This window comes from Mucilaginibacter galii (assembly GCF_014635825.1).
GTDB classification, from domain to species: domain Bacteria; phylum Bacteroidota; class Bacteroidia; order Sphingobacteriales; family Sphingobacteriaceae; genus Mucilaginibacter; species Mucilaginibacter galii.
The window spans coordinates 108,973-132,278 of sequence record NZ_BMDO01000002.1; the positions used below are offsets into that span (position 1 = coordinate 108,973).

The 23,306-nt window shown below is 44.3% G+C and carries 23 protein-coding genes and 1 riboswitch; of the genes, 14 read left to right on the forward strand and 9 right to left on the reverse strand.

Going from position 1 to position 23,306, the window contains the following annotated elements:
- Positions 1-58 precede the first annotated feature (58 nt).
- Positions 59-508, forward strand: coding sequence for a low molecular weight protein-tyrosine-phosphatase (locus IEV61_RS05615; RefSeq protein ID WP_188414616.1), 450 nt, complete (start codon positions 59-61; stop codon positions 506-508).
- Here the strand turns inward: IEV61_RS05615 and IEV61_RS05620 are convergent.
- Positions 502-1,008: a GNAT family N-acetyltransferase gene (locus tag IEV61_RS05620; RefSeq protein WP_188414617.1), complete on the reverse strand. Its 507-nt coding sequence runs from the start codon at positions 1,006-1,008 to the stop codon at positions 502-504. The two genes, IEV61_RS05615 and IEV61_RS05620, sit on opposite strands and share 7 nt — an antisense overlap.
- Positions 1,009-1,077: 69 nt before the next feature.
- Between IEV61_RS05620 and hisS the strand changes: the two genes are divergently transcribed.
- A complete protein-coding gene (gene hisS, locus IEV61_RS05625; RefSeq protein ID WP_188414619.1) occupies positions 1,078-2,508 on the forward strand; it encodes a histidine--tRNA ligase in 1,431 nt (476 codons plus the stop codon).
- A gap of 32 nt (positions 2,509-2,540) precedes the next feature.
- Here the strand turns inward: hisS and IEV61_RS05630 are convergent, their stop codons facing one another.
- A complete protein-coding gene (locus tag IEV61_RS05630; protein ID WP_188414620.1) occupies positions 2,541-4,136 on the reverse strand; it encodes a S41 family peptidase in 1,596 nt (531 codons plus the stop codon).
- 97 nt (positions 4,137-4,233) lie between these two features.
- On the opposite strand from IEV61_RS05630, the gene murQ reads away from it, so the two are divergent.
- From murQ to metF, 6 genes are all read left to right on the forward strand, one after another.
- A complete protein-coding gene (murQ, locus tag IEV61_RS05635; protein ID WP_188414621.1) occupies positions 4,234-5,049 on the forward strand; it encodes an N-acetylmuramic acid 6-phosphate etherase in 816 nt (271 codons plus the stop codon).
- Between the two features lie 32 nt (positions 5,050-5,081).
- The gene (locus tag IEV61_RS05640; protein ID WP_188414622.1) at positions 5,082-5,648 is read left to right on the forward strand and encodes a hypothetical protein; all 567 of its coding nucleotides are present in this window, start codon (positions 5,082-5,084) and stop codon (positions 5,646-5,648) included.
- A 116-nt stretch (positions 5,649-5,764) separates the two neighbouring features.
- On the forward strand, positions 5,765-6,496 hold the full coding sequence (locus IEV61_RS05645) for a Bax inhibitor-1/YccA family protein (protein ID WP_188414623.1): 732 nt from the start codon (positions 5,765-5,767) through the stop codon (positions 6,494-6,496).
- A gap of 154 nt (positions 6,497-6,650) precedes the next feature.
- Positions 6,651-6,765: riboswitch (SAM riboswitch) on the forward strand.
- Between the two features lie 126 nt (positions 6,766-6,891).
- Complete coding sequence (gene metH / locus IEV61_RS05650; RefSeq protein ID WP_188414624.1) at positions 6,892-10,566, forward strand: methionine synthase; 3,675 nt, start codon at positions 6,892-6,894, stop codon at positions 10,564-10,566.
- Between the two features lie 40 nt (positions 10,567-10,606).
- On the forward strand, positions 10,607-10,960 hold the full coding sequence (locus IEV61_RS05655; RefSeq protein ID WP_188414625.1) for a four helix bundle protein: 354 nt from the start codon (positions 10,607-10,609) through the stop codon (positions 10,958-10,960).
- 22 nt (positions 10,961-10,982) lie between these two features.
- Positions 10,983-11,939, forward strand: a complete 957-nt coding sequence (metF, locus tag IEV61_RS05660; RefSeq protein ID WP_188414626.1) for a methylenetetrahydrofolate reductase [NAD(P)H] — start codon at positions 10,983-10,985, stop codon at positions 11,937-11,939.
- A gap of 2 nt (positions 11,940-11,941) precedes the next feature.
- Here metF and IEV61_RS05665 read toward each other — a convergent pair whose 3' ends face one another.
- The 5 genes from IEV61_RS05665 to IEV61_RS05685 all read right to left on the reverse strand — a co-directional run bounded on the left by IEV61_RS05665 (position 11,942) and on the right by IEV61_RS05685 (position 16,454).
- Complete coding sequence (locus IEV61_RS05665; RefSeq protein WP_188414628.1) at positions 11,942-12,955, reverse strand: ferredoxin--NADP reductase; 1,014 nt, start codon at positions 12,953-12,955, stop codon at positions 11,942-11,944.
- A 3-nt stretch (positions 12,956-12,958) separates the two neighbouring features.
- Complete coding sequence (locus IEV61_RS05670; RefSeq protein ID WP_188414629.1) at positions 12,959-13,954, reverse strand: quinone oxidoreductase family protein; 996 nt, start codon at positions 13,952-13,954, stop codon at positions 12,959-12,961.
- 350 nt (positions 13,955-14,304) lie between these two features.
- On the reverse strand, positions 14,305-14,943 hold the full coding sequence (locus IEV61_RS05675; RefSeq protein ID WP_188414631.1) for a peptidase associated/transthyretin-like domain-containing protein: 639 nt from the start codon (positions 14,941-14,943) through the stop codon (positions 14,305-14,307).
- Between the two features lie 109 nt (positions 14,944-15,052).
- The gene (locus IEV61_RS05680) at positions 15,053-15,331 is read right to left on the reverse strand and encodes a NifU family protein (protein WP_188414632.1); all 279 of its coding nucleotides are present in this window, start codon (positions 15,329-15,331) and stop codon (positions 15,053-15,055) included.
- A 34-nt stretch (positions 15,332-15,365) separates the two neighbouring features.
- On the reverse strand, positions 15,366-16,454 hold the full coding sequence (locus IEV61_RS05685) for an Mrp/NBP35 family ATP-binding protein (protein WP_188414633.1): 1,089 nt from the start codon (positions 16,452-16,454) through the stop codon (positions 15,366-15,368).
- Between the two features lie 118 nt (positions 16,455-16,572).
- Between IEV61_RS05685 and IEV61_RS05690 the strand changes: the two genes are divergently transcribed.
- From IEV61_RS05690 to IEV61_RS05705, 4 genes are all read left to right on the forward strand, one after another.
- Positions 16,573-18,753: a transglycosylase domain-containing protein gene (locus IEV61_RS05690; RefSeq protein WP_188414634.1), complete on the forward strand. Its 2,181-nt coding sequence runs from the start codon at positions 16,573-16,575 to the stop codon at positions 18,751-18,753.
- Positions 18,754-18,906: 153 nt separating this feature from the next.
- Complete coding sequence (locus tag IEV61_RS05695) at positions 18,907-19,377, forward strand: hypothetical protein (protein WP_188414635.1); 471 nt, start codon at positions 18,907-18,909, stop codon at positions 19,375-19,377.
- Between the two features lie 141 nt (positions 19,378-19,518).
- Positions 19,519-20,148, forward strand: a complete 630-nt coding sequence (locus tag IEV61_RS05700; protein ID WP_188414636.1) for an NAD(P)H-dependent oxidoreductase — start codon at positions 19,519-19,521, stop codon at positions 20,146-20,148.
- 190 nt (positions 20,149-20,338) lie between these two features.
- Complete coding sequence (locus IEV61_RS05705; protein WP_188414637.1) at positions 20,339-20,710, forward strand: response regulator; 372 nt, start codon at positions 20,339-20,341, stop codon at positions 20,708-20,710.
- Here IEV61_RS05705 and IEV61_RS05710 read toward each other — a convergent pair.
- Positions 20,707-21,165, reverse strand: coding sequence for a phosphatidylglycerophosphatase A family protein (locus tag IEV61_RS05710; protein WP_229747050.1), 459 nt, complete (start codon positions 21,163-21,165; stop codon positions 20,707-20,709). The two genes, IEV61_RS05705 and IEV61_RS05710, sit on opposite strands and share 4 nt — an antisense overlap.
- Before the next feature lie 127 nt (positions 21,166-21,292).
- Here IEV61_RS05710 and IEV61_RS05715 point away from each other — a divergent pair, with 127 nt between their 5' ends.
- Both IEV61_RS05715 and IEV61_RS05720 read left to right on the forward strand, forming a co-directional pair.
- Positions 21,293-21,976 (forward strand): HAD family hydrolase, encoded by a 684-nt coding sequence (locus IEV61_RS05715; RefSeq protein WP_188414638.1) that lies wholly within the window; start codon positions 21,293-21,295, stop codon positions 21,974-21,976.
- A gap of 61 nt (positions 21,977-22,037) precedes the next feature.
- The gene (locus IEV61_RS05720) at positions 22,038-22,754 is read left to right on the forward strand and encodes a 3-ketoacyl-ACP reductase (protein WP_188414640.1); all 717 of its coding nucleotides are present in this window, start codon (positions 22,038-22,040) and stop codon (positions 22,752-22,754) included.
- 49 nt (positions 22,755-22,803) lie between these two features.
- Here the strand turns inward: IEV61_RS05720 and IEV61_RS05725 are convergent, their stop codons facing one another.
- Positions 22,804-23,202, reverse strand: coding sequence for a GlcG/HbpS family heme-binding protein (locus IEV61_RS05725; protein ID WP_188414642.1), 399 nt, complete (start codon positions 23,200-23,202; stop codon positions 22,804-22,806).
- Between the last annotated feature and the right edge of the window lie 104 nt (positions 23,203-23,306).

Genomic DNA, 23,306 nt, shown 5'->3' on the forward strand with positions numbered 1-23,306 from the left:
TTAAACCCTTTTTTAATTAATGCGTCCATGTACACGCACTTAAAATTAAATATACTTAATGAAGATACTAATGATTTGCCTGGGCAACATATGCCGCTCGCCGTTGGCCGAAGGTATTATGAAGCACCTTGTAGCCGAACAGGGGCTCAATTGGACGGTAGACTCAGCCGGTACCGGCAGCTGGCATGTGGGCGAAGGCCCAGATCACCGCTCGGTAAAAACCGCCCGCCAGTTTGGTGTCGATATTAGCAAGCAGGTTTGCCGCCAGTTTAAGGTAAGTGATTTCGACGAGTTTGACTTGATGCTGGTGATGGACAAAAGCAATTTAAGCGATGTGCTTTCCCTTGCCCGTAACGAGCACGATGCTGAAAAAGTAAAACTGCTGCTGAACGATAAAGAGGTACCCGACCCCTATTACGACCCCACCCAGTTTGAACCGGTATACCGGTTAATTGAAGGCGGTTGTAAAGACATTATTAAAGCATACACTCAAAAAGGCGATCAGTGATCGCCTTTTTTTATGATATAAAGCGGAATATATTTACCAAACATCAACACCGTTTCATTAGTGGTAAACCCGGTTTTTTGTAGTACCCGTTGTGAAGCCTTATTCTCCCCATCGGTTATAGCACATATTTCGGCCAACCCGGTTTCAAAACCATAAGCTACCAGGGCATTCACCGTTTCGGTGGCTAAGCCCTGTCCCCAATAGTTGTAATGCAGGTTATAGCCTATTTCTGTTCCGGTTAATCCTTCGCGTGCTGCCATGAGCATGCAGGTGCCTATAAATTCTCCGCATGCTTTGTCGATGATGGCCCATCTGCCAAACCGGCTCAAGGTTTTGTATCCGGCTAAAATCTGCTGAAACAGTGATTTTATCTCTTCATCAGTACGCGGCGTAACGTAGCGCGTTATCCGCTCATCGCGGCCCATAGCAACGAGCAGGTGCTCTTCATTTGGTGTAAATTCGCGGATAATTAACCTTGGGGTTTCTATAACGGTATACATGCGGATATGGCAAAGCGCTATATTAACGCAATTGACTGATTAAACATACCATTTTTTTACCTTTGCCCCATGGCTTCTGTTAAACCCTCGGTACCTAAAGGCATGCGCGATTTTTCGCCCATCGAAATGGTAAAACGCAATTATATTTTTGATACCATTAAATCTGTTTTCCGCAAGTACGGCTATCAGCAGATAGAAACGCCGACAATGGAAAATTCAGCTACTTTGATGGGAAAGTATGGTGATGAGGGGGATAGGTTAATATTTAGGGTACTGAATAGTGGAGTTTATTCTGATAAAGTTCAAATTAGGAAAGATCAGTTTGCTTCAATTTCAGCTAATCTGGAACTGCATAATCAAGATACAATTCCTTTAAGATTTCTTAAAAACGAGAGACAACTTACAAATGAACTCTCCGAAAAAGCCCTCCGCTACGACCTTACTGTGCCCTTTGCGCGTTACGTTGTCCAACACCAAAACGAGATCACGTTCCCTTTCAAACGCTTCCAGGTGCAGCCGGTATGGCGTGCCGACAGGCCGCAAAAGGGTCGCTACCGCGAGTTTTACCAATGTGATGCCGATGTGGTAGGCTCCGATTCGTTATTGAACGAGGCCGAGTTCATCCTCATTTATGATGAAGCATTGAGCAAATTGGGTCTGACAGATTTTAACATCAAGATCAACAACCGCAAAATACTCTCAGGCATAGCCGAAATTATTGGCAAGCCCGAACTCATTGTGGATATGACCGTAGCAATTGATAAACTGGATAAGATTGGCTTAGATGGTGTAGTGAATGAGTTACTAACCAAAGGCTTTACCCAGCAAGATATTGATCAATTAGAGCCGGTGATATTACTACAAGGCACCAATACTGAAAAGCTGGAAAGCCTGAAAACAATCCTCGCTTCCTCTGCCATTGGCTTAAAAGGGATTGAAGAACTGGAAACCATCTTTACCTACCTGCAAAGCTTCAGCCTGCAAAAAGCAACCGTAGAGCTGGATATTACCCTTGCACGCGGCTTAAACTATTATACCGGCGCCATTTTCGAGGTAAAAACCAACGAAGTGTCCATGGGCAGTATAGGCGGCGGCGGTCGTTACGATGATTTAACCGGTATGTTTGGCCTCAAGGGCTTAACTGGTGCAGGTATCTCTTTTGGGGCCGACCGTATTTACGATGTGCTGGAAGAACTACAGCTTTTCCCCGCATCTAACACCCAAACTACTCAAGTATTAATTTGTCCGTTTGATAAAGCCGGTGAAACCTACGCTTTGCCTATGTTACAGCAACTGCGTAAGGTAGGAGTCAACGCTGAACTATACCCGGCAGGTGCCAAAATTAAGAAGCAGTTGGATTATGCCAACAATAAGAATATTTCTTATGTGGTGGTAATTGGCAGCGACGAGATGCAAAGCGGCCTGCTCACTTTCAAAAACATGGAAACCGGTGAGCAGCAAAAATTATCGGCCGAAGCCATTGTAAAAGCAGTTGTATAATATCACTGCGGTATTAAAGTATCCGCTAACGTTTAATTAACTGCCGCAACTGCTTTTAGGATAGCAGCATCATTTTGGTTAATTACGCGGTAATACCATTCGTTGCCCCATTTAAAACGCGCAGCCTGGGCTTTGATCAAAGTTTTAACATAATCTTTAGCTATGCTGATCTCGTGTGAGTCCATTTGCTTTAAGGTAGCCGAAGCGTAAATGATGAAGTGGGTAAGCTCATCATCGCTGACCGTATAATTTTTGGCAAAATCGGCAGCAGTGGTATATTCTTTCAACACAGGTTGCATGCGGTCTATAGCAAAGGCGCTGAACAGTTGATTGCGGGCCAGTTCCTGAACCAGCAGGCTGTTTTCGGCTGCGGCTTCGGGTACAAAAATATCGGGCATAATGCCGCCACCGCCATAAACGGTTTTACCGGCGGTGGTATGGTACGGCACAGAGGTATTGAATACGCTGTCTCCTATATTATTTTCGGCTATATAAAGCTCGCCTTTTTGCAGGCGGTCGGCCAGGTCGTTACGGTAGCTTTCGGCGCCGTTCTTATAAGATTTTTGGATGCTGCGTCCTGATGGCGTAAAGTACCGGGCCACGGTAAGGTTAAGCGCTGCTCCGTCGTCAAACTTAAATTGTGCCTGTACCAAGCCTTTACCAAAAGAGCGGCGGCCTACAATAACTGCCCGGTCTAAATCTTGCAGTGCGCCTGCCAGTATCTCACTGGCCGAGGCCGAATGCTCATCAACCAATACAGCCAGTTTACCCTGCTCAAAATCGCCCGAATCAGTAGAAAAGTAATCGGTACGGGGTTCGTGCTGGCCTTGCGTATAAACGATCAGTTTGTTTTTGGGTAAAAACTCATCGGCCAGGGCGGTAGCTGTGTTAAGATAACCGCCACCGTTCCCGCGCAGATCGAGCAGCAGCTTGTGTACACCGTTAGCTTTTAGTTTTTTTAAGGCCGTCTTAAAATCCGTATCGGTAGCCGAGCCAAATTTACTGATCTTGATATACCCTGTACCCTGGGCCACGGTATAAGCCGCATCTAGGCTGCTCATGTTTACATGGCTGCGCCTTACGTGGTAAACCTTTGTTTTTTTATCGGGGTATTCTAAAACACCCAGGTCAACACCGGTGTCTTTTTTACCGGCAAAAGCTTCGTTAACTTTTTCGCTGGTTAAGTGTGTGCCCGAAAAGGGTTTGCCGTTAAGCATTACTACCCGTGCGCCGTTGGGTAATCCCGCTTTGGCGGCTGGTCCGCCGGCAATTACCTGGGTCACAAAAAGGGTATCGCGCAATATCTGCGATTCGATGCCTATGCCGTCAAAGCCGCCTTCCAACTTTTCAGATAACGATTGTGCCTGTTTTTTGTGAAGATATACCGAGTGAGGATCAAGCTTTTGCAGCAGGTTGTTTATAGTTACACCTTCTACGCTGTCAACATTAATGGAGTCCACGTATTTTTTACGCACCAGCTGCATTACCTGATCAAGCTTGTTGTTGCCATCGGCATACAAAGCGTCGTCGTCAGGAGTTGAGCGCTGGTTATTAATAAGCAAACCAATAGCCATACCGGCCAGTAATAAAATTACCGATCTGAAAATAATACCCGCTGTTTGCTTCATAAATCCCTGCTAACAAAAATACGCATTTGAAAGCGGTTTGCCCTCTTGTAGTTGACGGAATTTTAACGAATTTTGTTACAAATTTGCAAGAATAAACATGATTAACACCACCGAGCAGGATTCGCATTACAGCAGCTTAGAGCAACTCTCTGTAGCCGAGCTTTTACAGCACATTAACCGCGAAGACAAGACCGTGCCCGATGCGGTGGAGAAGGCTTTACCGCAGATAGAAAAGCTGGCCGTTGCCGTGGCCGAAAAGATGAAAGCCGGTGGCCGCCTGTTTTATATTGGCGCCGGTACCAGCGGCCGTTTAGGTGTGGTAGATGCCTCGGAGTGCCCGCCAACATTTGGCGTTTCATTTGATATGGTGGTGGGTATTATAGCCGGTGGAGATAGCGCCATACGCAAAGCGGTAGAGTTTGCCGAAGATGATGCAGAGCAAGCCTGGATTGACTTGCAGGAATACAGCATCAGCAGTAAAGATGTGCTGGTGGGCATAGCGGCATCGGGCGGTACGCCTTATGTAATTGGTGGCTTACGCCGTGCCAACGAAGAGGGATTAATTACCGGTTGTATTGTTTGTAACGCAGGCAGCCCGGTAGCCGCCGAGGCGCAGTTCCCGGTAGAAGTTGTTACGGGCCCCGAGTTTGTAACGGGCAGTACCCGCATGAAAGCCGGCACCGCGCAAAAGCTGGTTTTAAACATGCTGAGCACTACGGTAATGATACAACTGGGCCGCGTTAAGGGTAATAAAATGGTGGATATGCAGTTAAGTAATCATAAATTAATTGACCGCGGCACCCGCATGATTATGCAAGAAATTGGTGTTGAGGAAACAGTAGCTGCCAGCCTGCTAAAAGAGCACGGAAGCGTGCGTAAGGCGGTGGATTTTTATACAAATAATAATAGTTAAAAGCCTCCCCCTTGGGGAGGTTGGAGGGGTAAATGCACGAGATAGAGCCATATTACAGGTGGAGAGACGATTATGTTGCGGCGGAAGATGAGTATTCACCTTTTTATGCCACAGTGTATAATGAGTTTGAGTTTGATAAGCAGATCTATAATTACCTGCTGCACCCACAGTGGGATTCTTTTGGGTCTAATACGTTATACCTGAAAGTGCTGTATGCCGATTACGACCGCGGCTATGTGATTATAGAATTTATAGGTGAGTGGAACGATGCCATTAACAACGACATCATGATGCTCAAACGCGAGATCATGGAGTTGATGATAGACAACGGCATCAATAAGTTCATCCTCATTGGAGAGAATATCCTGAATTATCATTCATCAGACGATTGTTATTACGAAGAGTGGTTTCAGGATGTGGAAGATGGCTGGATTGCCGGTATCAATTTCCGTGAGCATGTGATCAATGAGTTTAAACAAAACAACATTGACTACTATATTAACTTTGGCGGCGGATTGGATGAAATAAGCTGGCGCAATTTAAAACCGTTGCAGGTGTTTAAGTTAGTAGAGGATCAATTAACAAGGCGGTTAACTTAAACTCCTTAGCCACTAGATGGAGAGATTAATCGTAGAATGCATTAAACTTAATGGCAGTTTAACCGTCTAATAATTACAAATTTTAACAATACCTTTATCCTGTTTAATTTACAACAATGGAAAATAGAAATTTTGAATATCAGTATGATAGTATAAAAGTAGATGGCAGTAGCGACGCCTCCCGTAAATTTATTGCCAACGTGTTTTTATGGATGTTTGTGGCTTTAGGCGTGTCGGCCTTTTGTGCATATATATTTAACACCAACGCCCAACTGGCCGATATGCTGCGCGACCCTTTAACTATGCGCAGAACAGGTTTGGGTACCATCGTAATGTTTGCACCTATCGCATTCGTTATGATCATGTCGTTCGGCTTAAACAAGCTCTCTTCGCTTGTATTAACTTTGCTTTTTATTGTGTTTGCAGTGTTAATGGGGAGTAGCTTAAGTTTTATACTATCGTTATATACCGCTTCCTCGGTTTTGGGCGTGTTCATCACCTCTTCGGCCGTGTTCGGTATAATGGCAGTAGCTGGTTACACCACCAACCAGGATCTCACCAAGTTTGGTTCTTTAATGATCATGGGCCTTATAGGAATGATCATTGCCTCGGTTGTGAACATGTTTCTACAGAGCGAGGGTTTAAGCCAGGCCATTAGTTATATAGGTGTGGCTGTGTTTGTAGGCTTAACAGCGTACGATGTGCAAAAGCTAAAACGCATTGGCGCAGGTTTAGAGTATGGCGCTGCCGATACTAAAAAGATGGCAATTATGGGTGCATTAACCCTTTACCTGGATTTCATCAATCTGTTCTTATCGCTGTTAAGAATATTTGGAAGCCGTAAGTAATAGAGCCGAGAAATAAGAGCTGAGAGCCAAGATACCGACGGTGTTTATAATACCGCAGTATCTTGGCTCTTTTCGTTTTTTAACTCTTTGTCATCTTGTCTCTTGGTTCTTAGCTCTTGTTTCTTTTTGTGCTTTTTATTTCGCAAATTTGTAACGCTTATAGAGAAAGATGGAGGGATTGGACCCTGCGAAGTCTTAGCAACCTGTGCTTACAAGGTGCTACAATCTACTTAAAACCGGCAACTGTATGGTTTTAAGACGGATAAGCGAGAGTCAAAATTCCAACAAACCGACTTTTCGATATAAGCGTAATGAGTTGACAGTTTTCTGTTTGCAGTTGTCTGAACATTTTGACGGCACTGGCAACAGACAACCGGCAACCGGTAACAGAGACCATGGATATTAGAGAAGAACTAAAAAAACGCATATTGGTAATTGATGGCGCCATGGGTACCATGATACAGCGCTACCAGTTAACGGAAGAGGATTTTCGCGGGGAGCGTTTTAAGAATCATCCTTCGGATCTGAAAGGCAATAACGACCTGCTTAACCTTACACGCCCCGATGTGATCAAGGCCATTCATGCCGAATATTTGGATGCCGGTGCCGATATCATTGAAACCAATACCTTCAGCACCCAGCGTATTTCCCTGGCCGATTACCACATGGAAGAACTGGGCTACGAGCTAAGCTTTGAAGGTGCCCGTTTGGCCCGCGAAGTAGTAGATGTATATAATAAAAAAACGCCCGAAAAGCCACGTTTTGTAGCTGGTGCTGTTGGTCCAACCAACCGTACCGCTTCCTTATCTCCTGATGTGAACGATCCCGGTTATCGTGCCGTTACGTTTGACGATTTGGCCGAAGCATATTACGAACAAATTCGCGGCTTGGTGGATGGCGGCTCGGACGTATTGTTGATCGAAACCATATTCGATACCCTGAATGCCAAAGCAGCCTTATTTGCAGCGCAGCGTTACGCTACCGAAAGCGGTAAGCATCTGCCTATCATGATATCGGGCACGATTACCGATGCATCGGGGCGGACACTTTCTGGTCAAACCGTGGAGGCTTTTTGGAATTCTATAAGCCATGCCAACCTGTTATCGGTGGGCTTAAACTGCGCTTTGGGTGCCCGCGAAATGCGCCCATATCTCGAAGAATTATCAGAAAAGGCTAATGTCTATATATCAGCATATCCCAACGCCGGTTTACCTAACGAATTTGGTGCATATGACGAAACCCCGAACGAAACCGCCCACCAGGTAGATGATTTTATTAAAGCCGGCTTAGTAAATATTGTGGGTGGCTGCTGCGGTACCACCCCCGACCATATTGGCTGCATTGCTGAAAAGGCCGCCAAACATGCACCCCGCCAGTTACCCCAAGTACAGCCTTACATGCGCCTGAGCGGTTTGGAAGCGGTAACTATTACACCCGAAGCCAACTTTGTAAACGTGGGCGAGCGTACCAACATTACAGGTTCGCCTAAATTCTCAAAGCTCATCTTAGCTGAGAACTATGAAGAAGCCCTGACCGTTGCCCGTCAACAAGTAGAGGGTGGTGCGCAGGTCATCGATATCAACATGGACGAGGGGATGATTGATTCGGAAGCCGTCATGGTGAAATTTCTGAATTTGGTAGCTTCCGAACCCGACATTGCCAAACTGCCCATCATGATCGATTCGTCTAAGTGGTCGGTTATTGAGGCTGGGTTGAAATGCGTTCAAGGTAAAGGCATCGTCAACTCTATATCGCTAAAAGAAGGTGAAGACAAGTTTCGCGAACATGCCCGCAAAATATTAAGCTACGGTGCCGCTACAGTGGTGATGGCTTTTGACGAGCAGGGCCAGGCCGATAATTATGAGCGCCGAATAGAGATCTGTAAACGTTCTTATGATATCCTGGTGAACGAAATTGGTTTCCCACCGCAGGATATCATTTTCGACCCTAATATCCTGACCGTAGCTACTGGTTTAGAAGAGCACAATAATTACGCTGTAGATTTTATTAACGCCACCCGCTGGATCAAGCAAAACCTGCCGCATGCCAAAGTGAGCGGCGGGGTGAGTAATATATCATTTTCGTTCCGGGGTAATAATACCGTACGCGAGGCCATGCACTCTGCCTTTTTATACCACGCCATACAGGCCGGTATGGATATGGGCATTGTGAACGCCGGTATGCTTGAAGTGTATGAAGAAATACCAAAACCGCTTTTAGAGCGTGTAGAAGATGTGCTGCTCAACCGTCGTGATGATGCTACCGAACGTTTGGTAGAATACGCCGATACGGTAAAAAGCAAAGGCAAAGAAATAGTACGCGACGAAAGCTGGCGTGAAGAACCGGTGCAAAAGCGGCTGTCGCACGCACTGGTAAAAGGTATTGTAGAATATATTGATGTGGATGTGGAAGAAGCCCGGCACCAATATGCACGTACGCTGGAGGTTATTGAAGGTCCGTTAATGGATGGGATGAATATTGTGGGCGATTTATTTGGAGCCGGTAAAATGTTCTTGCCTCAAGTGGTAAAATCGGCCCGGGTTATGAAAAAAGCCGTGGCTTACCTGCTGCCGTTCATCGAGGCCGAAAAGCTTTTAAATGCCGATGCCAACCAGCGCAGTAATGCAGGTAAGGTGTTGATGGCTACAGTTAAAGGTGATGTGCACGATATTGGTAAAAACATTGTAGGCGTAGTACTGGCCTGTAATAACTTTGAGATCATTGATCTTGGAGTGATGGTACCGGCTCAAAAAATTATTGAAGCCGCCAAAGAGCACAACGTAGATATTATTGGCCTTAGCGGTTTAATAACCCCATCGCTTGATGAAATGGTACATTTTGCCAAAGAGATGGAACGCCAGGGCTTTACCATTCCGTTGATTTTGGGTGGTGCCACTACTTCCCGTATTCATGCTGCTGTAAAAGTTGCACCGCATTATTCGGGCCCTGCTATCCATGTGTTGGATGCATCGCGAAGTGTAACCGTGTGCAGCACTTTAATGAGCAAGGAGAACCGCGCCGAGTATATTCAAGGCGTTAAAGCCGAATATGATAAAGCTCGCGAAGCGCACATGAACAAGCGGAACGACAAGCGTTTCCTGAGTTTGGAAGAAGCCCGTGCTAACAAATATCAGCTCAATTTAGATGGTACAGTAGCTTGCAAGCCCTCTTTTACCGGTACCAAGGTGTTTGAGGCTTACCCGCTCAAAGAACTGGTTGACTATATAGACTGGACGCCGTTCTTCCATACCTGGGAGTTAAGAGGCAGTTATCCTAAGATCTTTAACGATAAGAATGTAGGCGTTGAAGCTAAAAAGCTTTTCGACGATGCGCAGGAAATGCTGCACAAAGTCATCAACGAAAATCTGTTGCAAGCCAATGGCGTGATAGGTTTTTGGCCGGCCAACAGCGTGGGCGATGATATTGAACTTTACAGCGACGAAAGCCGCACGCAACTACTCACCCGCATACATACTCTGCGCCAGCAAGGCGAAAAAGTGAAAGGCGAGCCTTATTACGCCTTGTCAGACTTTATAGCTCCTAAAGAAACCGGTGTACCCGATTACTTTGGCGGCTTTGCCGTAACCACAGGTATTGGCTGCGACGAACTGGTAGCCAAATACGAGGCCGACCACGACGATTACAACAGCATTATGGCCAAAGCCATAGCCGACCGACTGGCCGAAGCCTTCGCCGAAAAAATGCACGAACTGGTACGCCGCGAACACTGGGGCTACGCCAAAGACGAGCACCTGGATACCGAGCAACTCATTAAAGAACAGTACCAGGGCATCCGCCCGGCACCGGGTTACCCCGCTTGCCCTGAGCATACCGAAAAGGTCACCTTGTTCGACTTATTGAAAGCCGAAGACAATGCGCACATGCATTTAACCGAAAGCATGGCCATGCTGCCCACTGCCTCGGTAAGTGGTTTCTACTTTTCTCACCCTGAGTCTAAATACTTCGGATTGGGTAAAATAGGAAAAGATCAGGTAGAGGATTATGCTAAGCGGAAGAGCATGTCAGTTGAAACAGTGGAACGCTGGCTGGGGCCTAATTTGAATTATTAGTTTAGTATCAAGTAGTTAGTATTAAGTATCAAGATGGGAAATGCATAATTTTAAAGAATTAAAAGTCTGGAAAGCAGGCATTCAATTATGCAAAACTACGTTTACGCTTACTGGTACATTTCCATCTACTGAACGATATGGCTTGATATCGCAAATGACAAGGGCTGCAGTGTCTATACCTTCAAATATTGCTGAAGGCTGTGGCCGTAAGTCAAACAAAGAGTTGCACCAATTTTTAAGTATTGCATTAGGGTCTTCGTTTGAATTAGAAACACAACTAATTATTGCGAAAGAATTCGATTATATTTCCGAAGAGAAATTACAAACAATAAGTAATCAAATAACTGAGATACAGAAGATGATTTATGGTCTTCAAAAAAGTCTTGTTACTTGATACTAATTACTTGATACTATAAATGAAAATTACTGAGCACATAGATAACGCAAAGGGAAAAACCCTGTTTTCTTTTGAATTATTGCCGCCCATGAAGGGGCAGAGCATGGAAGGCATATACAAGGCCATTGATCCTTTGATGGAATTTAACCCGCCTTTTATTGATGTGACATCTTCGCGCGAAGATTTGTTTTATAGCGAAACGCCCGATGGAAATATCAAGAAAGCTACTTACCGTAAACGTCCGGGTACGGTGGCGGTATGTGCTGCTATTAAGCACAAATATAGAGTAGATACTGTGCCGCATTTAATATGCGGTGGTTTTACTAAAGAGGAAACCGAATATGCACTGATCGACTTACAATTCTTAGGCATTGATAACGTACTGGTGCTGCGTGGCGATGCCCGCAAAGCCGATCCTGGCTTCATTCCAACCCCAGGCGGACACTGCTATGCCACTGACCTGCTGGAGCAGGTGACTAATATGAATAATGGCATCTATTTGCACGAGTACCAGGACTCTTCTTATAAAACCGATTTTTGCATAGGCGTAGCTGCCTATCCTGAAAAGCATTTTGAAGCCCCCAACTTAAAAACCGACTTTAAATATTTGAAGCAAAAGGTAGATAACGGGGCTAATTTCATAGTAACTCAAATGTTTTTCGATAACAGTAAGTACAAAGCCTTCGTTAACCTTTGCCGCGAAAATGGCATCAATGTGCCTATCATTCCGGGTTTAAAACCTATTACTACGGCCAAGCAACTGGTTAACCTGCCCAAGATATTTCATATTGATATCCCCGAAGACTTGAGCGATGCCATACATGCCTGTAAGAATGATAAAGATGTAAAAGAAGTGGGTATAGAATGGATGATCAATCAATGTAAAGAGTTGGTGAAGTTTGGTGTACCGGTACTTCATTTTTATACCATGGGTAACCCAGAGCCTACCAAGCGTATTGCAAGGGCTATATTTTAGTATCAACCAAAATCTAATACCACATCATCACTAACTGCATAGCCGGTACACGTTAATACCCAGCCTTGCTTTAATTCGGCATCGGTTAGTACTTCGTTTTTAACAATGGTTACATTGCCGTTTGTGCATTTAACGGCACAGGCGGCACAAACGCCGCTACCGCAGCTGTAAGGGATATGCAGTTGATTTTGTAACGCCGCCTGTAATATGGTTTGGTTTTCGCCAACCACTATATCATGCCATTCCTGCTGATAAAATATGCGGAGTTTTTGAGGAGCAAAGTTAGTGACCGTAGTGCTTACGGGTACGGTCTCAAGTACAAAGTTCTCTTTGTGAATTTGCGAGGACTCCATCCCCATATACAGCAACGTAAGCTGCACCATACGCATGTAGGTAAACGGACCACAAATGTAAAATTGAGCCTGTTGAAGATAAGCTCTCGCATATTCCCGCACCAGTTTTTCGGCCATAATGTTATTGAGCCTGCGGGCTTCGCTGCTGAGCAGGTGCACAATGTTTAGCTGCTGCGGATATGCATTGGCTAATTCATCTAATTGTTGCTTAAAAATAATGGCTTGGGAATTCAGGTTACTATAAAACAGGGTAATCTTAAGCGACGACTGCTGCCTGAGTAAGTACTTCAAATGAGCATAAATGGGCACAATGCCGCTTCCTGCCGCAAAGTAAAACAGTGTTGTATCATTGCTTAGCTGGGGCGGTGTGAATCGCCCTGCGGGTTCAACGGCATTCCAAACATCACCAATTTTAGTGTAGGCGTGCAGGTAACGGGTTATCTCGCCATTGGGTATCCGTTTAATGGTAACTGCCAACAACGCCTCTTGCGGAGAAGAGCTCAGCGAGTACGAACGCCTGATCTCTTCTCCGTGATGGTTAATAACCAAGGTGATGAACTGCCCGGCCTGGTAAGCTATCTTATTGCCATTTACCTCCTTTAAGTAAAAGGTGCTGGTATCGGCATTTTCTTTTTCAATAGCCTCTACCCGGAGTTGCAGCATGCCTTAAATAGTAATAACCAATTTGCCAAACTGCGATGAACTGCCCATTTTATCAATAGCCTTTTTCGTATCGGCCAGCGGAAACACTTCATCAATTACTGGCACAATTTTATGCTGGTTCACCAGGTTCAGCATAGCGGCAAAATCCTCGGCGGTACCCATAGTAGTACCTATAATTTGAATTTGTTTCCAAAATAGTGGCCGGGCATCCAGCTCGGGTATGTTACCTGCTGTGCCGCCAAAAAATACGATACGTGCTCCCGGATTACACAGACCAACTACTTTGTTAAAATCTTTACCTAGGGCGCTGTCGATAATTACATCAAAACCACCAGCCATATGCTTCAATTCTTCGGCCCAGTCCTGCGCTTTGTAGTTTACGCCCGCCGATGCACCCAAATGCCTTGCACGCTCAATTTTTTCGCCGCTGCCTGAGGTTACAAATACTTGGCAACCGGCGGCTTTGGCAAATTGTATGGCAAAGGTACCGGTGCCCGATCCAGCGCCAACCACCAATACTTTATCGCCGGCTTTGGCACGGCCCTTGGTAAACAAAGCACGATACGCAGTTAAACCTGCCAGCGGGATAGCAGCAGCCTGCTCAAAAGTTAAATGCGAAGGCTTGGGGTGCAGATATTTGGTCTTTACTTTTACATATTGGGCCAAGGTGCCATTTTCAGGCAGACCTAAAATTTTAAAGTCTTTAGCTTGGTATTCCGGGTGCTCACCCCAATCATGAGATGGATTGATCAGTACTTCCTTACCTATCCAGCTTTGATCGACATCAGTGGCAGCTTCGGCTACAGTCCCGGCACCGTCTGACCCTAAGATGGAAGGATACTTGATACCTGCATACTGCCCTATAGTAATCCAGTAATCGCGGCGGTTAAGTGCCGCGGCTTTAACTTGTACCAGTACTTCATCTGCATTAAGTGCAGGTTTTTCAACGTCTTGTAATTCAAAGGGCTTATCGGCCCCGGTTAATACCATTGCTTTCATAAGTATAATTAGCGGTTACTGCCACCGCGATATTTGATGATCAGATAAATAACAAAAATTATAATGACACCTGCCCCCACTAAACCGGCGTAGAGGCCTGTCTTAAATATTCCACCTATAGCTTCACAACTGCTTAAGCAAAGCAGCATAAACATTAACGAAGGTAAAGCGAGCTTTCTCATAACTAATTAATAGCATAAGCAGCCATATTGTTTATTAAAGCCGTTAGTTATCGAAGTTTTGCGTTACGGTAGAATACAAAGCACGAGTGTACGACAGGTAAGCAGGCGGCTTATGTTCTTTAGCAATTGCTTTATAACTTGAAAGATTGGAGTTAAGCAGGGCAAACGCTAATTACTGCGGCTCTTATCACCGGCGGTAATGGATTTGATGAGGCTACCCCAAGCCAGCGGATTTAAGAGCGGGTTGGGAATGAGGGAATGGGAATTAAGCACACGTTGGTGCATATCCTGCCCTATGGCCGATTGTATTTCGCCGGCATCACGCGGAAGGGTGCTGTTTGTGGCAGCCAAAGCACTCTTGCTTAGATTTTTGCGGGCGTTTTCCAAGTCGTCGTCGGCAATTTTCATGGTGAGAAAATCTTTCTTAAACTCATCGGTAGTAGCCCATGGGAAAATATGGAAAGCAGGCAGCATAATGACCTGCGGCCGCATAAAAATTTGAATGGTGTAGCTCTTGTTAACGCTATTGGCCGGAATGATTACATCCTGCGGGAAAAAGCCCACTGCGCTAAACCGAAGTGTATCCTGCTCGTGGGTAACAAACGAGAAGTAGCCTTTGTAGTTGGCTATATAAGTTGTATTTTTATTAGAGATGTTGGTAATGGTTACATAAGGTACGATAACCTTACTGCTATCGGCATTGTAGGTAATACCTGTAAACTGAACAAGCGGCTTATCGGCCCTTTGAGCAAAGGCGGTAAATGCTGCGAAGAGGCAGCCAATTAAGATGAATACACACTTTTTCATTCGTATTAATAGCCCTACAAGTTTAGTACGCGGGTTTATCAAAAATAGTTTTATGCCACAAAAATAAACTTTTCGAATAAACAGGTAACGCTTTTAACAATACTTAACACTACCGCAGGTTTTCGGGCAGTACGGCGTTAGGGTCATCAATATCGGTTAAGTTCAGGGCCTCAACGGCAGTTATTTCAGGCACGGCTCTCATAATGGCCTGCTCAATCCCTGCTTTTAAGGTCATGATGCTCATGGGGCACGAGCCGCATGAACCTAATAATTTTAACTTCACCACATTATCAGGCGTAATCTCCTCCACTGAAACGTTCCCGCCATCAGCCTCCAGATATGGTCTTATGGTATCAAGGGCTGCTTCTACCTGATCAACTAAACTCATGTTTATAATTTTATTAATGTAAAGATATTATTTTTTAACGATTTATTACATCGGCATAATTGGTAGCCTTTGCGTTATTGATCGAAATTTGCTGGGCTACACGCTCGGCAATATTTTTAAATGCTACATCCATAATGCCATCGCCGTTAAGTACTACAGGTGTACCGGCATCGCCGCTTTCGCTAATGCTTTTTACCAAAGGTATTTCGCCTAAAAACGGAGCACCAACCAGGTTGGCCAGTTTTAAACCGCCGCCTTGGCCAAAAATGTAGTACTTATTATCCGGCAGCTCGGCAGGGGTAAAGTACGACATGTTTTCGATCACCCCTAAAATAGGTACGTTGATAGATTCCATCATGAGCATGCCCACGCCTTTCTTAGCATCGGCCAAAGCCACATCCTGCGGGGTTGTTACAATAACAGCACCGGTAATAGGGAAGCTTTGGGTAACAGTGATATGGATATCGCCGGTACCGGGGGGCAAATCAACCACCAGGTAATCCAGGTCGCCCCAATCGGCATCGTTAAATAGTTGTTTTACCGCGGTAGAAACCATTGGTCCGCGCCACGGCACGGGTTGGTTAGGGTCGGTAAAGAAACCGATAGATAACAGCTTGATGCCGTATTTCTCAATGGGCTCTATACGCGTTTTTCCATTTTCCTGGCTGGCCCGCGGGCGTGCACCTTCTAACCCAAACATAATAGGCACCGATGGGCCGTAAATATCGGCATCAATTAAACCTACTTTTGCACCCAAGGCCGAAAGCCCCAGTGCCAAATTGGCTGCCACGGTAGATTTACCTACCCCGCCTTTACCCGAGGCTACGGCAATAATATTCTTCACGCCAGGCACGCCGGTGTTCTTTTGCGTGGTAACCCGCGAGGTCATGTTAACGCTCACCTCAATCTCAGGGCTGATGAAATGGCTGATGGCGTTGCGGCAGGCATTCTCTATCAATCCTTTCAACGGGCAGGCCGGTGTGGTGAGGATTACTGAAAAGCTGAGCTTGTTGCCATCAATATGTATATCCTGGATCATGTTCAGCGTTACCAGATCTTTCTTCAAATCAGGCTCTTCAACATTACTCAGGGCTTGTAAAACTTGTTCTTGTGATAATTGCATGCTATGTAAATTGGCGCAAATTTAGTAAAACAGCCTTGCATTGCTTTTGTTAAAGAATATTTGCGGTTGGAAATCGTTTTATAGCCGATAAGATTTTAGTTTTGGATAAAATTTACTGATGCATCGCCCTACTCCTAAATATCTGCGTATAGCTGCCATTGTAATTGGCGTGCTCATACTTGTTCTGCTTATAGGCGGCTACATCGCTTATTCTAAACGCGAAACTTTACTGCAAACTGCTATCAGCAAAGCTAAGGCAAAAGCCCTCTGTGAGTATAATTTAGATGTAAAAATAGGTACGGCACAATTTACCGGCTTAAGCACGGTTGCCTTTAACGGCATCAGCGTGGTACCTTACCAGCGCGATAGCCTCATCAGGATTGATAATTTTGAGGTTAGTGTAAAACTGCTGCCGCTAATATTGGGTGAGGTTAAGCTTTCAGATGTTACCCTCAAAAACGGATGGTTAAATCTCACCAGTAAGAACGGTGTCCGTAATTTTGATTTCCTGTTCAGGAAAAAGAAAGATTCTACCAATACCAAATCCAAATCGGGGTTAAACGAACTGGCCGATAACCTTATTAACCAGGTACTTTACAAGATACCCGATAACTTAAACCTGCAAAACTTCCGCATTACCTTTGCCGATGATAGCAACCAGGTAAAACTGCTGGCTAAAACAGCCAAGATAGACGATGGCGATCTGACATCGACCATTGATGTGAACGACCATGAATCTACCTGGCATTTTTCCGGTAAGCTGCATCCATCTGATAAAGAAATTGACGTGAAGCTTTATGCCGACGGTAAAAAGGTAGAGCTGCCGCTTATTGAAAAGAAGTTTAAGCTTAAACTCAATTTCGATACCCTCACCACGCGCCTCAATAACGTGGAGCATGGCGATGATGAAACCCAAGTGTTCAGCTATTTTGCGGTGAAAAATTTGCTGGTCAACCATCCTGCTTTATCGGCTACCGATGTGGTTATACCCAGCGGTTCCATAGATGCTAACTTGTTTATTGGCGGCAGGTATGTTTCCTTAGATAGTTCATCAGTGATCCATTTGAAAAAGCTGGACATTCACCCGGCTATTAAATATCAAATGAACCCCGTAAGAACGCTTGCTGTAAAAATGCATACCAACTGGCAGGACGCGCAAGATGTTTTCGATTCGTTTCCGCAAGGTTTGTTTGAGTCTTTAGAGGGTATACAGGTAGCCGGAAAGCTGCGTTATAACCTGCATTTTTTTATTGACACCTCTAACCCCGACGATGTGCAGTTTGAATCGGGTTTGGCTAAACAGGATTTCAGGATATTGAAGTTTGGCAAGGTTGACTTGGGGCGGCTTAACCGCGAGTTTGTGTATACGCCTTACGAAAAGGGCAAACCGATGCCGTCGCGCAACATTGGTCCGTCAAACCCTAATTATACTTCACTTTACAATATAGCGCCCGATCTGCGTAATGCAGTAATGACGGCGGAGGACCCATCTTTTTATACCAACCAGGGCTTTGTGCAGGAGTCGCTGCGTAAATCTATAGCCGAAGATTTTAAAGAAAAACGCTTTAAACGCGGCGGTAGTACCATTTCTATGCAGTTGATCAAGAATGCGTTTTTAAGCCGGCAAAAAACCCTAACGCGTAAGTTTGAGGAAATCCTCATTGTATGGCTTATCCAGAACGGCCGTATCATGACCAAGGACCGTATGCTGGAGGTGTACTTTAATATTATTGAGTGGGGACGTAACGTATACGGTATAGGCGAGGCTTCGCGCTATTACTTTGACAAAGCACCGTCACAGCTTACTTTAGGTGAGAGTATTTACCTGGCCAGCATTGTGCCAAGCCCTAAGAAAGGTTTGTACGCCTTTGAACCCGACGGGTCGTTACGTTACCGTTTGCATGGATATTTCAGACTCATTGGTAACCTGATGGCTAAACGTGGCTGGACCCAGCCCGATAGTAGTGCCTATGGCTTTTACAACGTAAGATTAAGAGAATCGTTAAGGCAAAAAATTGCGCCAATTGATACTGCAGTGGCCGATAGTATACTACGCCAGGACCCTGATGATCCTGATGCGGGGATGCTTTTACCAGGTGTGGCCGAGCAACAGGAGCCCGAAAAGAAACCCGGTTTTTTCCAACGCTTGTTTGGCAAAAAAGACAGTGCCGATTTAAAGAAAGATGCCCTGGCCGATTCTGCCGATGCTGTTAAGAAACGTGAGCGCGATGCCAAGCGTGAACAAAAACGTTTGGAAAAGCAACGCAAAAAAGAACTGCGCGACCGGGGTCTATTGTAGATCCGGTTGTTTTCTTAGCGTAAACATACTTTGAGATACTGCAGGTTGCCGGTGTGTAAGTATCAAACAATTAGGGTTGTGCTTAGTTAATGGAATGTTGCGTAACGAGTACGCCGCGGTTTCTGTTACGCTGTTATACCTTAACTTATCTATATGTCATCAGAAGAAGTTTTAAAGCAAGAAGGTCTATTTGTTGAAAATACAACCATAGCCGGTATAAGCTGTGCTGTAGGCTATACCAAAGAATTTAGATGGAGCTGGTTAGCTACCCAACTAAACACCTTTGTTTTTATTGGTTCGGCAAACAGTGCGGTAGATAAGGTGTTAATTGAAAGATTTTCTCACGAATGCTACGAGTATGCCACCAAGAACAACCGGGGATGGCCGCGTGGGATACAATCGGGCGTTGGGTCTGTTGCCATTTTAAAGGCCACAACTACCGACCGTGATGCAGCTGAGTTTTGCGAGAAACCATCTAAAAAGCATTGGTCGGCGTTTGAAATACCGGTAATTTACGATACTGCAAACCTACGCACTGTTAAGTATCTTAAGAACCCTATTTGGGGTACTATATATTTCCCTTACTTTACAGAATTGATAGGTAAAATTACTAACAAGCTCTAATTTAATCTGACTTCAATATTCTATTATTTTAAGCAACAAGCTCACTTAATACACGAAACCTCATCAATTTGAAAGGATTACGCTTACATTACAAATATATGTGTTTAAACATTTAATTTCGACTTATCAAAACATAAAATCATGTCTTTAGAACAATCATTAGCATGGCGTTACGCCGTTAAAAAATTCGATCATACGAAAAAAATAAGTGCCGAACAGTTAGACACTTTGTTGAAAACCGTTAAACTTGCACCTTCATCATACGGCTTACAGCCTTTTGAAGTATTGGTGGTAGAAGACGCAGCTATTCGTGAGCAATTGAAAGAAGCCTCATATGGTCAATCGCAGTTAACCGATGCATCACAAGTACTTGTTTTTGCCGCCGAAACCGAAATCAACGAAACCTACGTTAAAAATTATATAGATGAGGCAGCTCGTGTACGTCAAACCGACCGTGAAAATTTAGCCGGTTTTGAGCAAGTAATTTTAGGCGCTATTGGTCATTTAACCGAAGATCAAAAAACTGCCTGGGCACATAAACAAGCATATATAGCCTTAGGTGTGGCTATCAGCGCTGCATCAGAGTTACATATTGATACCTGCCCTATGGAAGGTTTTAACCCTGGTAAATTTGACGAAATATTAGGGCTTAAAGAAAAAGGCTTAACTGCATCTGTTATTGTAACCATCGGTTACCGTGCCGAAGACGATGGTTACCAACACCTGGCTAAAGTACGTAAAACAGACGACGATTTTTTTATACACGTTTAGTAAACCGTCTGCCCATATAAAAAGAGTGCTTGAGTCAGGCACTCTTTTTTGGTAAAAAGCGGAATTAATTTGCTGCAAATGTAAGCTTAAGTGTAATGTAAGTGTAAATTAGCCGTTACAAAGGGCCCGAGCTGTTATATTATCTGTTTTTTTTTACTTGGGGCATGCTAATTGTAAATTGTATAACACCATGTACAAGAAGATATTAGCAGTTGATGATGATGCAGACATGCTCGAATTTTTAGACACACTGTTAGTTCAGTATGGCTATGAAGTTAAAACACTGTCGAGAGGGGAACGAATTTTTAACGCCGTTTCAACTTACAAACCCGATCTTATTTTGTTAGACGTTATGCTTGGCGGCGTAGACGGTTCTATGATATGCTCTGCATTAAAAGCCAAGGCTGAGACAAGGGATATACCGGTAATATTTGTATCGGGTTATTACCAGGCAGCATCTAAAATATATAATTTAGAGGATGGTGCAGCTGATGATTTCCTGCTCAAACCATTCAACATTCAATCGTTGATCAGCAAAATCGAATTTCAATTGGCGGCTTAAGTCCGTGCCATAATCAGTACCACTATTTGTAACACCATGTTGGCGTAGATACCCGCCAATACATCATCCATCATAACACCTGTACCGGCAGGTAAATTCTCCATTTTACGTATGCCTAATGGCTTCAGTATATCAAAAAAGCGGAATAACACTAGGCCAATAATGATATTTACCGTACTTAGTGGAATAAATAACAGGGCTATCATTTGTCCGGCTACTTCATCAATTACCACACGGTAGCTATCTTTTCCCCAATCTGCCTCTACTTCATTTCCGGTTAAAATACCAATTAGCGTAATAATAATTGCAGCTAACGGGAGTACCCATACATGCTCAAGCAGTGTATGGCCTTGCAAAAAATATATAATAATACAGGTAACCGCTGCTGCGATGGTACCTCCCCCCTTTATGTAGCCAATACCAAACCAGGAGGCTATGATCTTATGAATGTTCATCAGGTAACAAAGCTAACAAAAATGTAATTACAGCCTTTTATACCCAGTGTGAATGCAGGCAAATAACAGGAATGCCATTTGTGCAAAAAAAGTTGCGGGGTTTACAAATTTTAACCTATTTGCGGGTATGATACAACGTCCGCAAGCTTTTATATTTGATATTAATGGTACCATGATCAATGATATGGAATACCATACCAAGGCTTGGCAACGCATATTTAACGAAGAATTGGGTGGCAACTTTAGCTGGGACGAAGTAAAAGCGCATATGTATGGCAAAAATGCCGAAGTGCTGGAACGTGTTTTTGGCCCGCAAAGGTTTACCGATGCCGAAAAAGAAGAACTGTCTATAGCCAAAGAAAAGCGTTATCAGCAGGAGTATTTACCCCAATTGGCATTACTGCCCGGCCTTGCAGCATTTTTAGAGCAGGCTTATCAACAGCAAATACCTATGGCTATTGCATCGGCAGCTATTACTTTCAACATTGATTTTGTGCTCGATAATTTAAATATCCGCCACTATTTTAAAGCCATTGTGAGTGCTGATGATGTGCTGCTGAGCAAACCTCACCCCGAAACATTTTTAAAAGCAGCGCAGCTAATGAACATTGACCCGGTAAATTGCCTGGTGTTTGAAGATGTGCCCAAAGGTGCCGAAGCAGCCTTAAATGCAGATATGTCAGCCGTAGTATTAACAACTACACATCAAAAAGAAGAGTTTAATCACTTAAATAATATACTGCATTTCAGTAATGATTTTACTGATCCGTTTTACAGCAACCTGCTTACCGATAAAACGTTAATGCAATAGTTTGATACCAATGCATTTATATTGATAAGCTATTCTTTAGCTTTGAAGCCATCACATTATTATGGAATCTTTAAAAGGAAAAACAGCATTAATAACCGGTGCCGGAAAAGGCATTGGTAAAGCTTTGGCTATTGCCTTAGCCAAAGAAGGTGTAAACGTAGGCTTACTGGCCCGCACTACTACCGATCTGGAAGAACTTGCAAGCCAACTGCAGGAGTTCAACGTTAAAATAGCCATTACCACTGCCGATGTTGCCGATATGGAAGCGGTAAACGCCGCTGTTAAACAATTACAAACCGAACTGGGCTTTATAGATATTCTGGTGAACAATGCCGGCGTAGCCTACTTCGGCGGTTTTTTAGATCTGGAACCTGTTAAGTTCGAACAAACCATCCAGGTGAATTTACTGGGCGTTTATTATGTGACCCGCGCCCTGTTGCCGGCCATGATTGAGCATAAAACCGGGGACATTATCAACATATCTTCTACCGCCGGTCAGCGTGGGGCTGCTGTAACCAGTGCTTACAGTGCATCAAAATTTGGCTTAATAGGCCTGTCCGATTCGCTGATGCAGGAAGTGCGCAAACACAACATCAGAGTGAGTACGCTTACGCCAAGTACGGTGGCTACCGAACTGGCAATTGGCTTAAACCTTACAGACGGTAACCCCGACAAAGTAATGCAGCCCGAAGATTTGGCCGAATTTATTGTAAGTAACCTGAAGCTTAACCGCCGGGTTTTTGTGAAAGATGGTGGCCTGTGGTCAACCAACCCATAATAAAAGTATAATAGTCCTTACCAGTTTTGGTAAGGACTATTATACTTGCTTATTTTAAGGCCTCTAAACCAGCCAATGCTACTTCGCGGTCTTGCTCAACCGAGCCGCCCGATACACCTATGGCTCCTATAATTTCGCCTGCACTGGTAACCGGTATGCCACCCGGAAATGAAATTAAGCCACCGTTAGATACTTCGATATTATACAATGCGCCCCCGGGTTGAGAAAGCGTGCCAATATCGCCCGATTCCATGTCGAAGAAACGTGCCGTTTTTGCCTTTTTGAAAGCAATGTCAACAGAACCCAGCCATGCTTTATCCATGCGTACAAATGCTTTGAGGTTTGCGCCGGCATCTACCACGGCAATATTCATGGGCACGCCAATTTGCTGCGCTTTTAACTTTGCCGCTAAAATGAGGGCTTCTGCCTGCTCTAATGTAATGTCCATAATTTGGTTTTTTAATGTGATAGAAAGACAGCCCGCGACGTTTTCTGTTTTTATAATCTGATATTCAACAAAATAATTATATTCAAATATTGCTTTGAGATTAA

Excerpts from the sequence above, each read along its gene's own strand:
- metF (WP_188414626.1), top strand. The coding sequence starts at position 10,983 with ATGAAAATTACTGAGCACATAGATAACGCAAAGGGAAAAACCCTGTTT.
- IEV61_RS05670 (WP_188414629.1), bottom strand. The coding sequence starts at position 13,954 with ATGAAAGCAATGGTATTAACCGGGGCCGATAAGCCCTTTGAATTACAA.
- IEV61_RS05640 (WP_188414622.1), top strand. The coding sequence starts at position 5,082 with ATGCACGAGATAGAGCCATATTACAGGTGGAGAGACGATTATGTTGCG.
- IEV61_RS05645 (WP_188414623.1), top strand. The coding sequence starts at position 5,765 with ATGGAAAATAGAAATTTTGAATATCAGTATGATAGTATAAAAGTAGAT.
- metH (WP_188414624.1), top strand. The coding sequence starts at position 6,892 with ATGGATATTAGAGAAGAACTAAAAAAACGCATATTGGTAATTGATGGC.
- IEV61_RS05630 (WP_188414620.1), bottom strand. The coding sequence starts at position 4,136 with ATGAAGCAAACAGCGGGTATTATTTTCAGATCGGTAATTTTATTACTG.
- IEV61_RS05680 (WP_188414632.1), bottom strand. The coding sequence starts at position 15,331 with ATGAGTTTAGTTGATCAGGTAGAAGCAGCCCTTGATACCATAAGACCA.
- IEV61_RS05715 (WP_188414638.1), top strand. The coding sequence starts at position 21,293 with ATGATACAACGTCCGCAAGCTTTTATATTTGATATTAATGGTACCATG.
- IEV61_RS05655 (WP_188414625.1), top strand. The coding sequence starts at position 10,607 with ATGCATAATTTTAAAGAATTAAAAGTCTGGAAAGCAGGCATTCAATTA.
- IEV61_RS05710 (WP_229747050.1), bottom strand. The coding sequence starts at position 21,165 with ATGAACATTCATAAGATCATAGCCTCCTGGTTTGGTATTGGCTACATA.
- murQ (WP_188414621.1), top strand. The coding sequence starts at position 4,234 with ATGATTAACACCACCGAGCAGGATTCGCATTACAGCAGCTTAGAGCAA.
- IEV61_RS05725 (WP_188414642.1), bottom strand. The coding sequence starts at position 23,202 with ATGGACATTACATTAGAGCAGGCAGAAGCCCTCATTTTAGCGGCAAAG.
- IEV61_RS05620 (WP_188414617.1), bottom strand. The coding sequence starts at position 1,008 with ATGTATACCGTTATAGAAACCCCAAGGTTAATTATCCGCGAATTTACA.
- IEV61_RS05675 (WP_188414631.1), bottom strand. The coding sequence starts at position 14,943 with ATGAAAAAGTGTGTATTCATCTTAATTGGCTGCCTCTTCGCAGCATTT.
- hisS (WP_188414619.1), top strand. The coding sequence starts at position 1,078 with ATGGCTTCTGTTAAACCCTCGGTACCTAAAGGCATGCGCGATTTTTCG.
- IEV61_RS05685 (WP_188414633.1), bottom strand. The coding sequence starts at position 16,454 with ATGCAATTATCACAAGAACAAGTTTTACAAGCCCTGAGTAATGTTGAA.
- IEV61_RS05690 (WP_188414634.1), top strand. The coding sequence starts at position 16,573 with ATGCATCGCCCTACTCCTAAATATCTGCGTATAGCTGCCATTGTAATT.
- IEV61_RS05695 (WP_188414635.1), top strand. The coding sequence starts at position 18,907 with ATGTCATCAGAAGAAGTTTTAAAGCAAGAAGGTCTATTTGTTGAAAAT.
- IEV61_RS05705 (WP_188414637.1), top strand. The coding sequence starts at position 20,339 with ATGTACAAGAAGATATTAGCAGTTGATGATGATGCAGACATGCTCGAA.
- IEV61_RS05615 (WP_188414616.1), top strand. The coding sequence starts at position 59 with ATGAAGATACTAATGATTTGCCTGGGCAACATATGCCGCTCGCCGTTG.
- IEV61_RS05700 (WP_188414636.1), top strand. The coding sequence starts at position 19,519 with ATGTCTTTAGAACAATCATTAGCATGGCGTTACGCCGTTAAAAAATTC.
- IEV61_RS05720 (WP_188414640.1), top strand. The coding sequence starts at position 22,038 with ATGGAATCTTTAAAAGGAAAAACAGCATTAATAACCGGTGCCGGAAAA.
- IEV61_RS05665 (WP_188414628.1), bottom strand. The coding sequence starts at position 12,955 with ATGCTGCAACTCCGGGTAGAGGCTATTGAAAAAGAAAATGCCGATACC.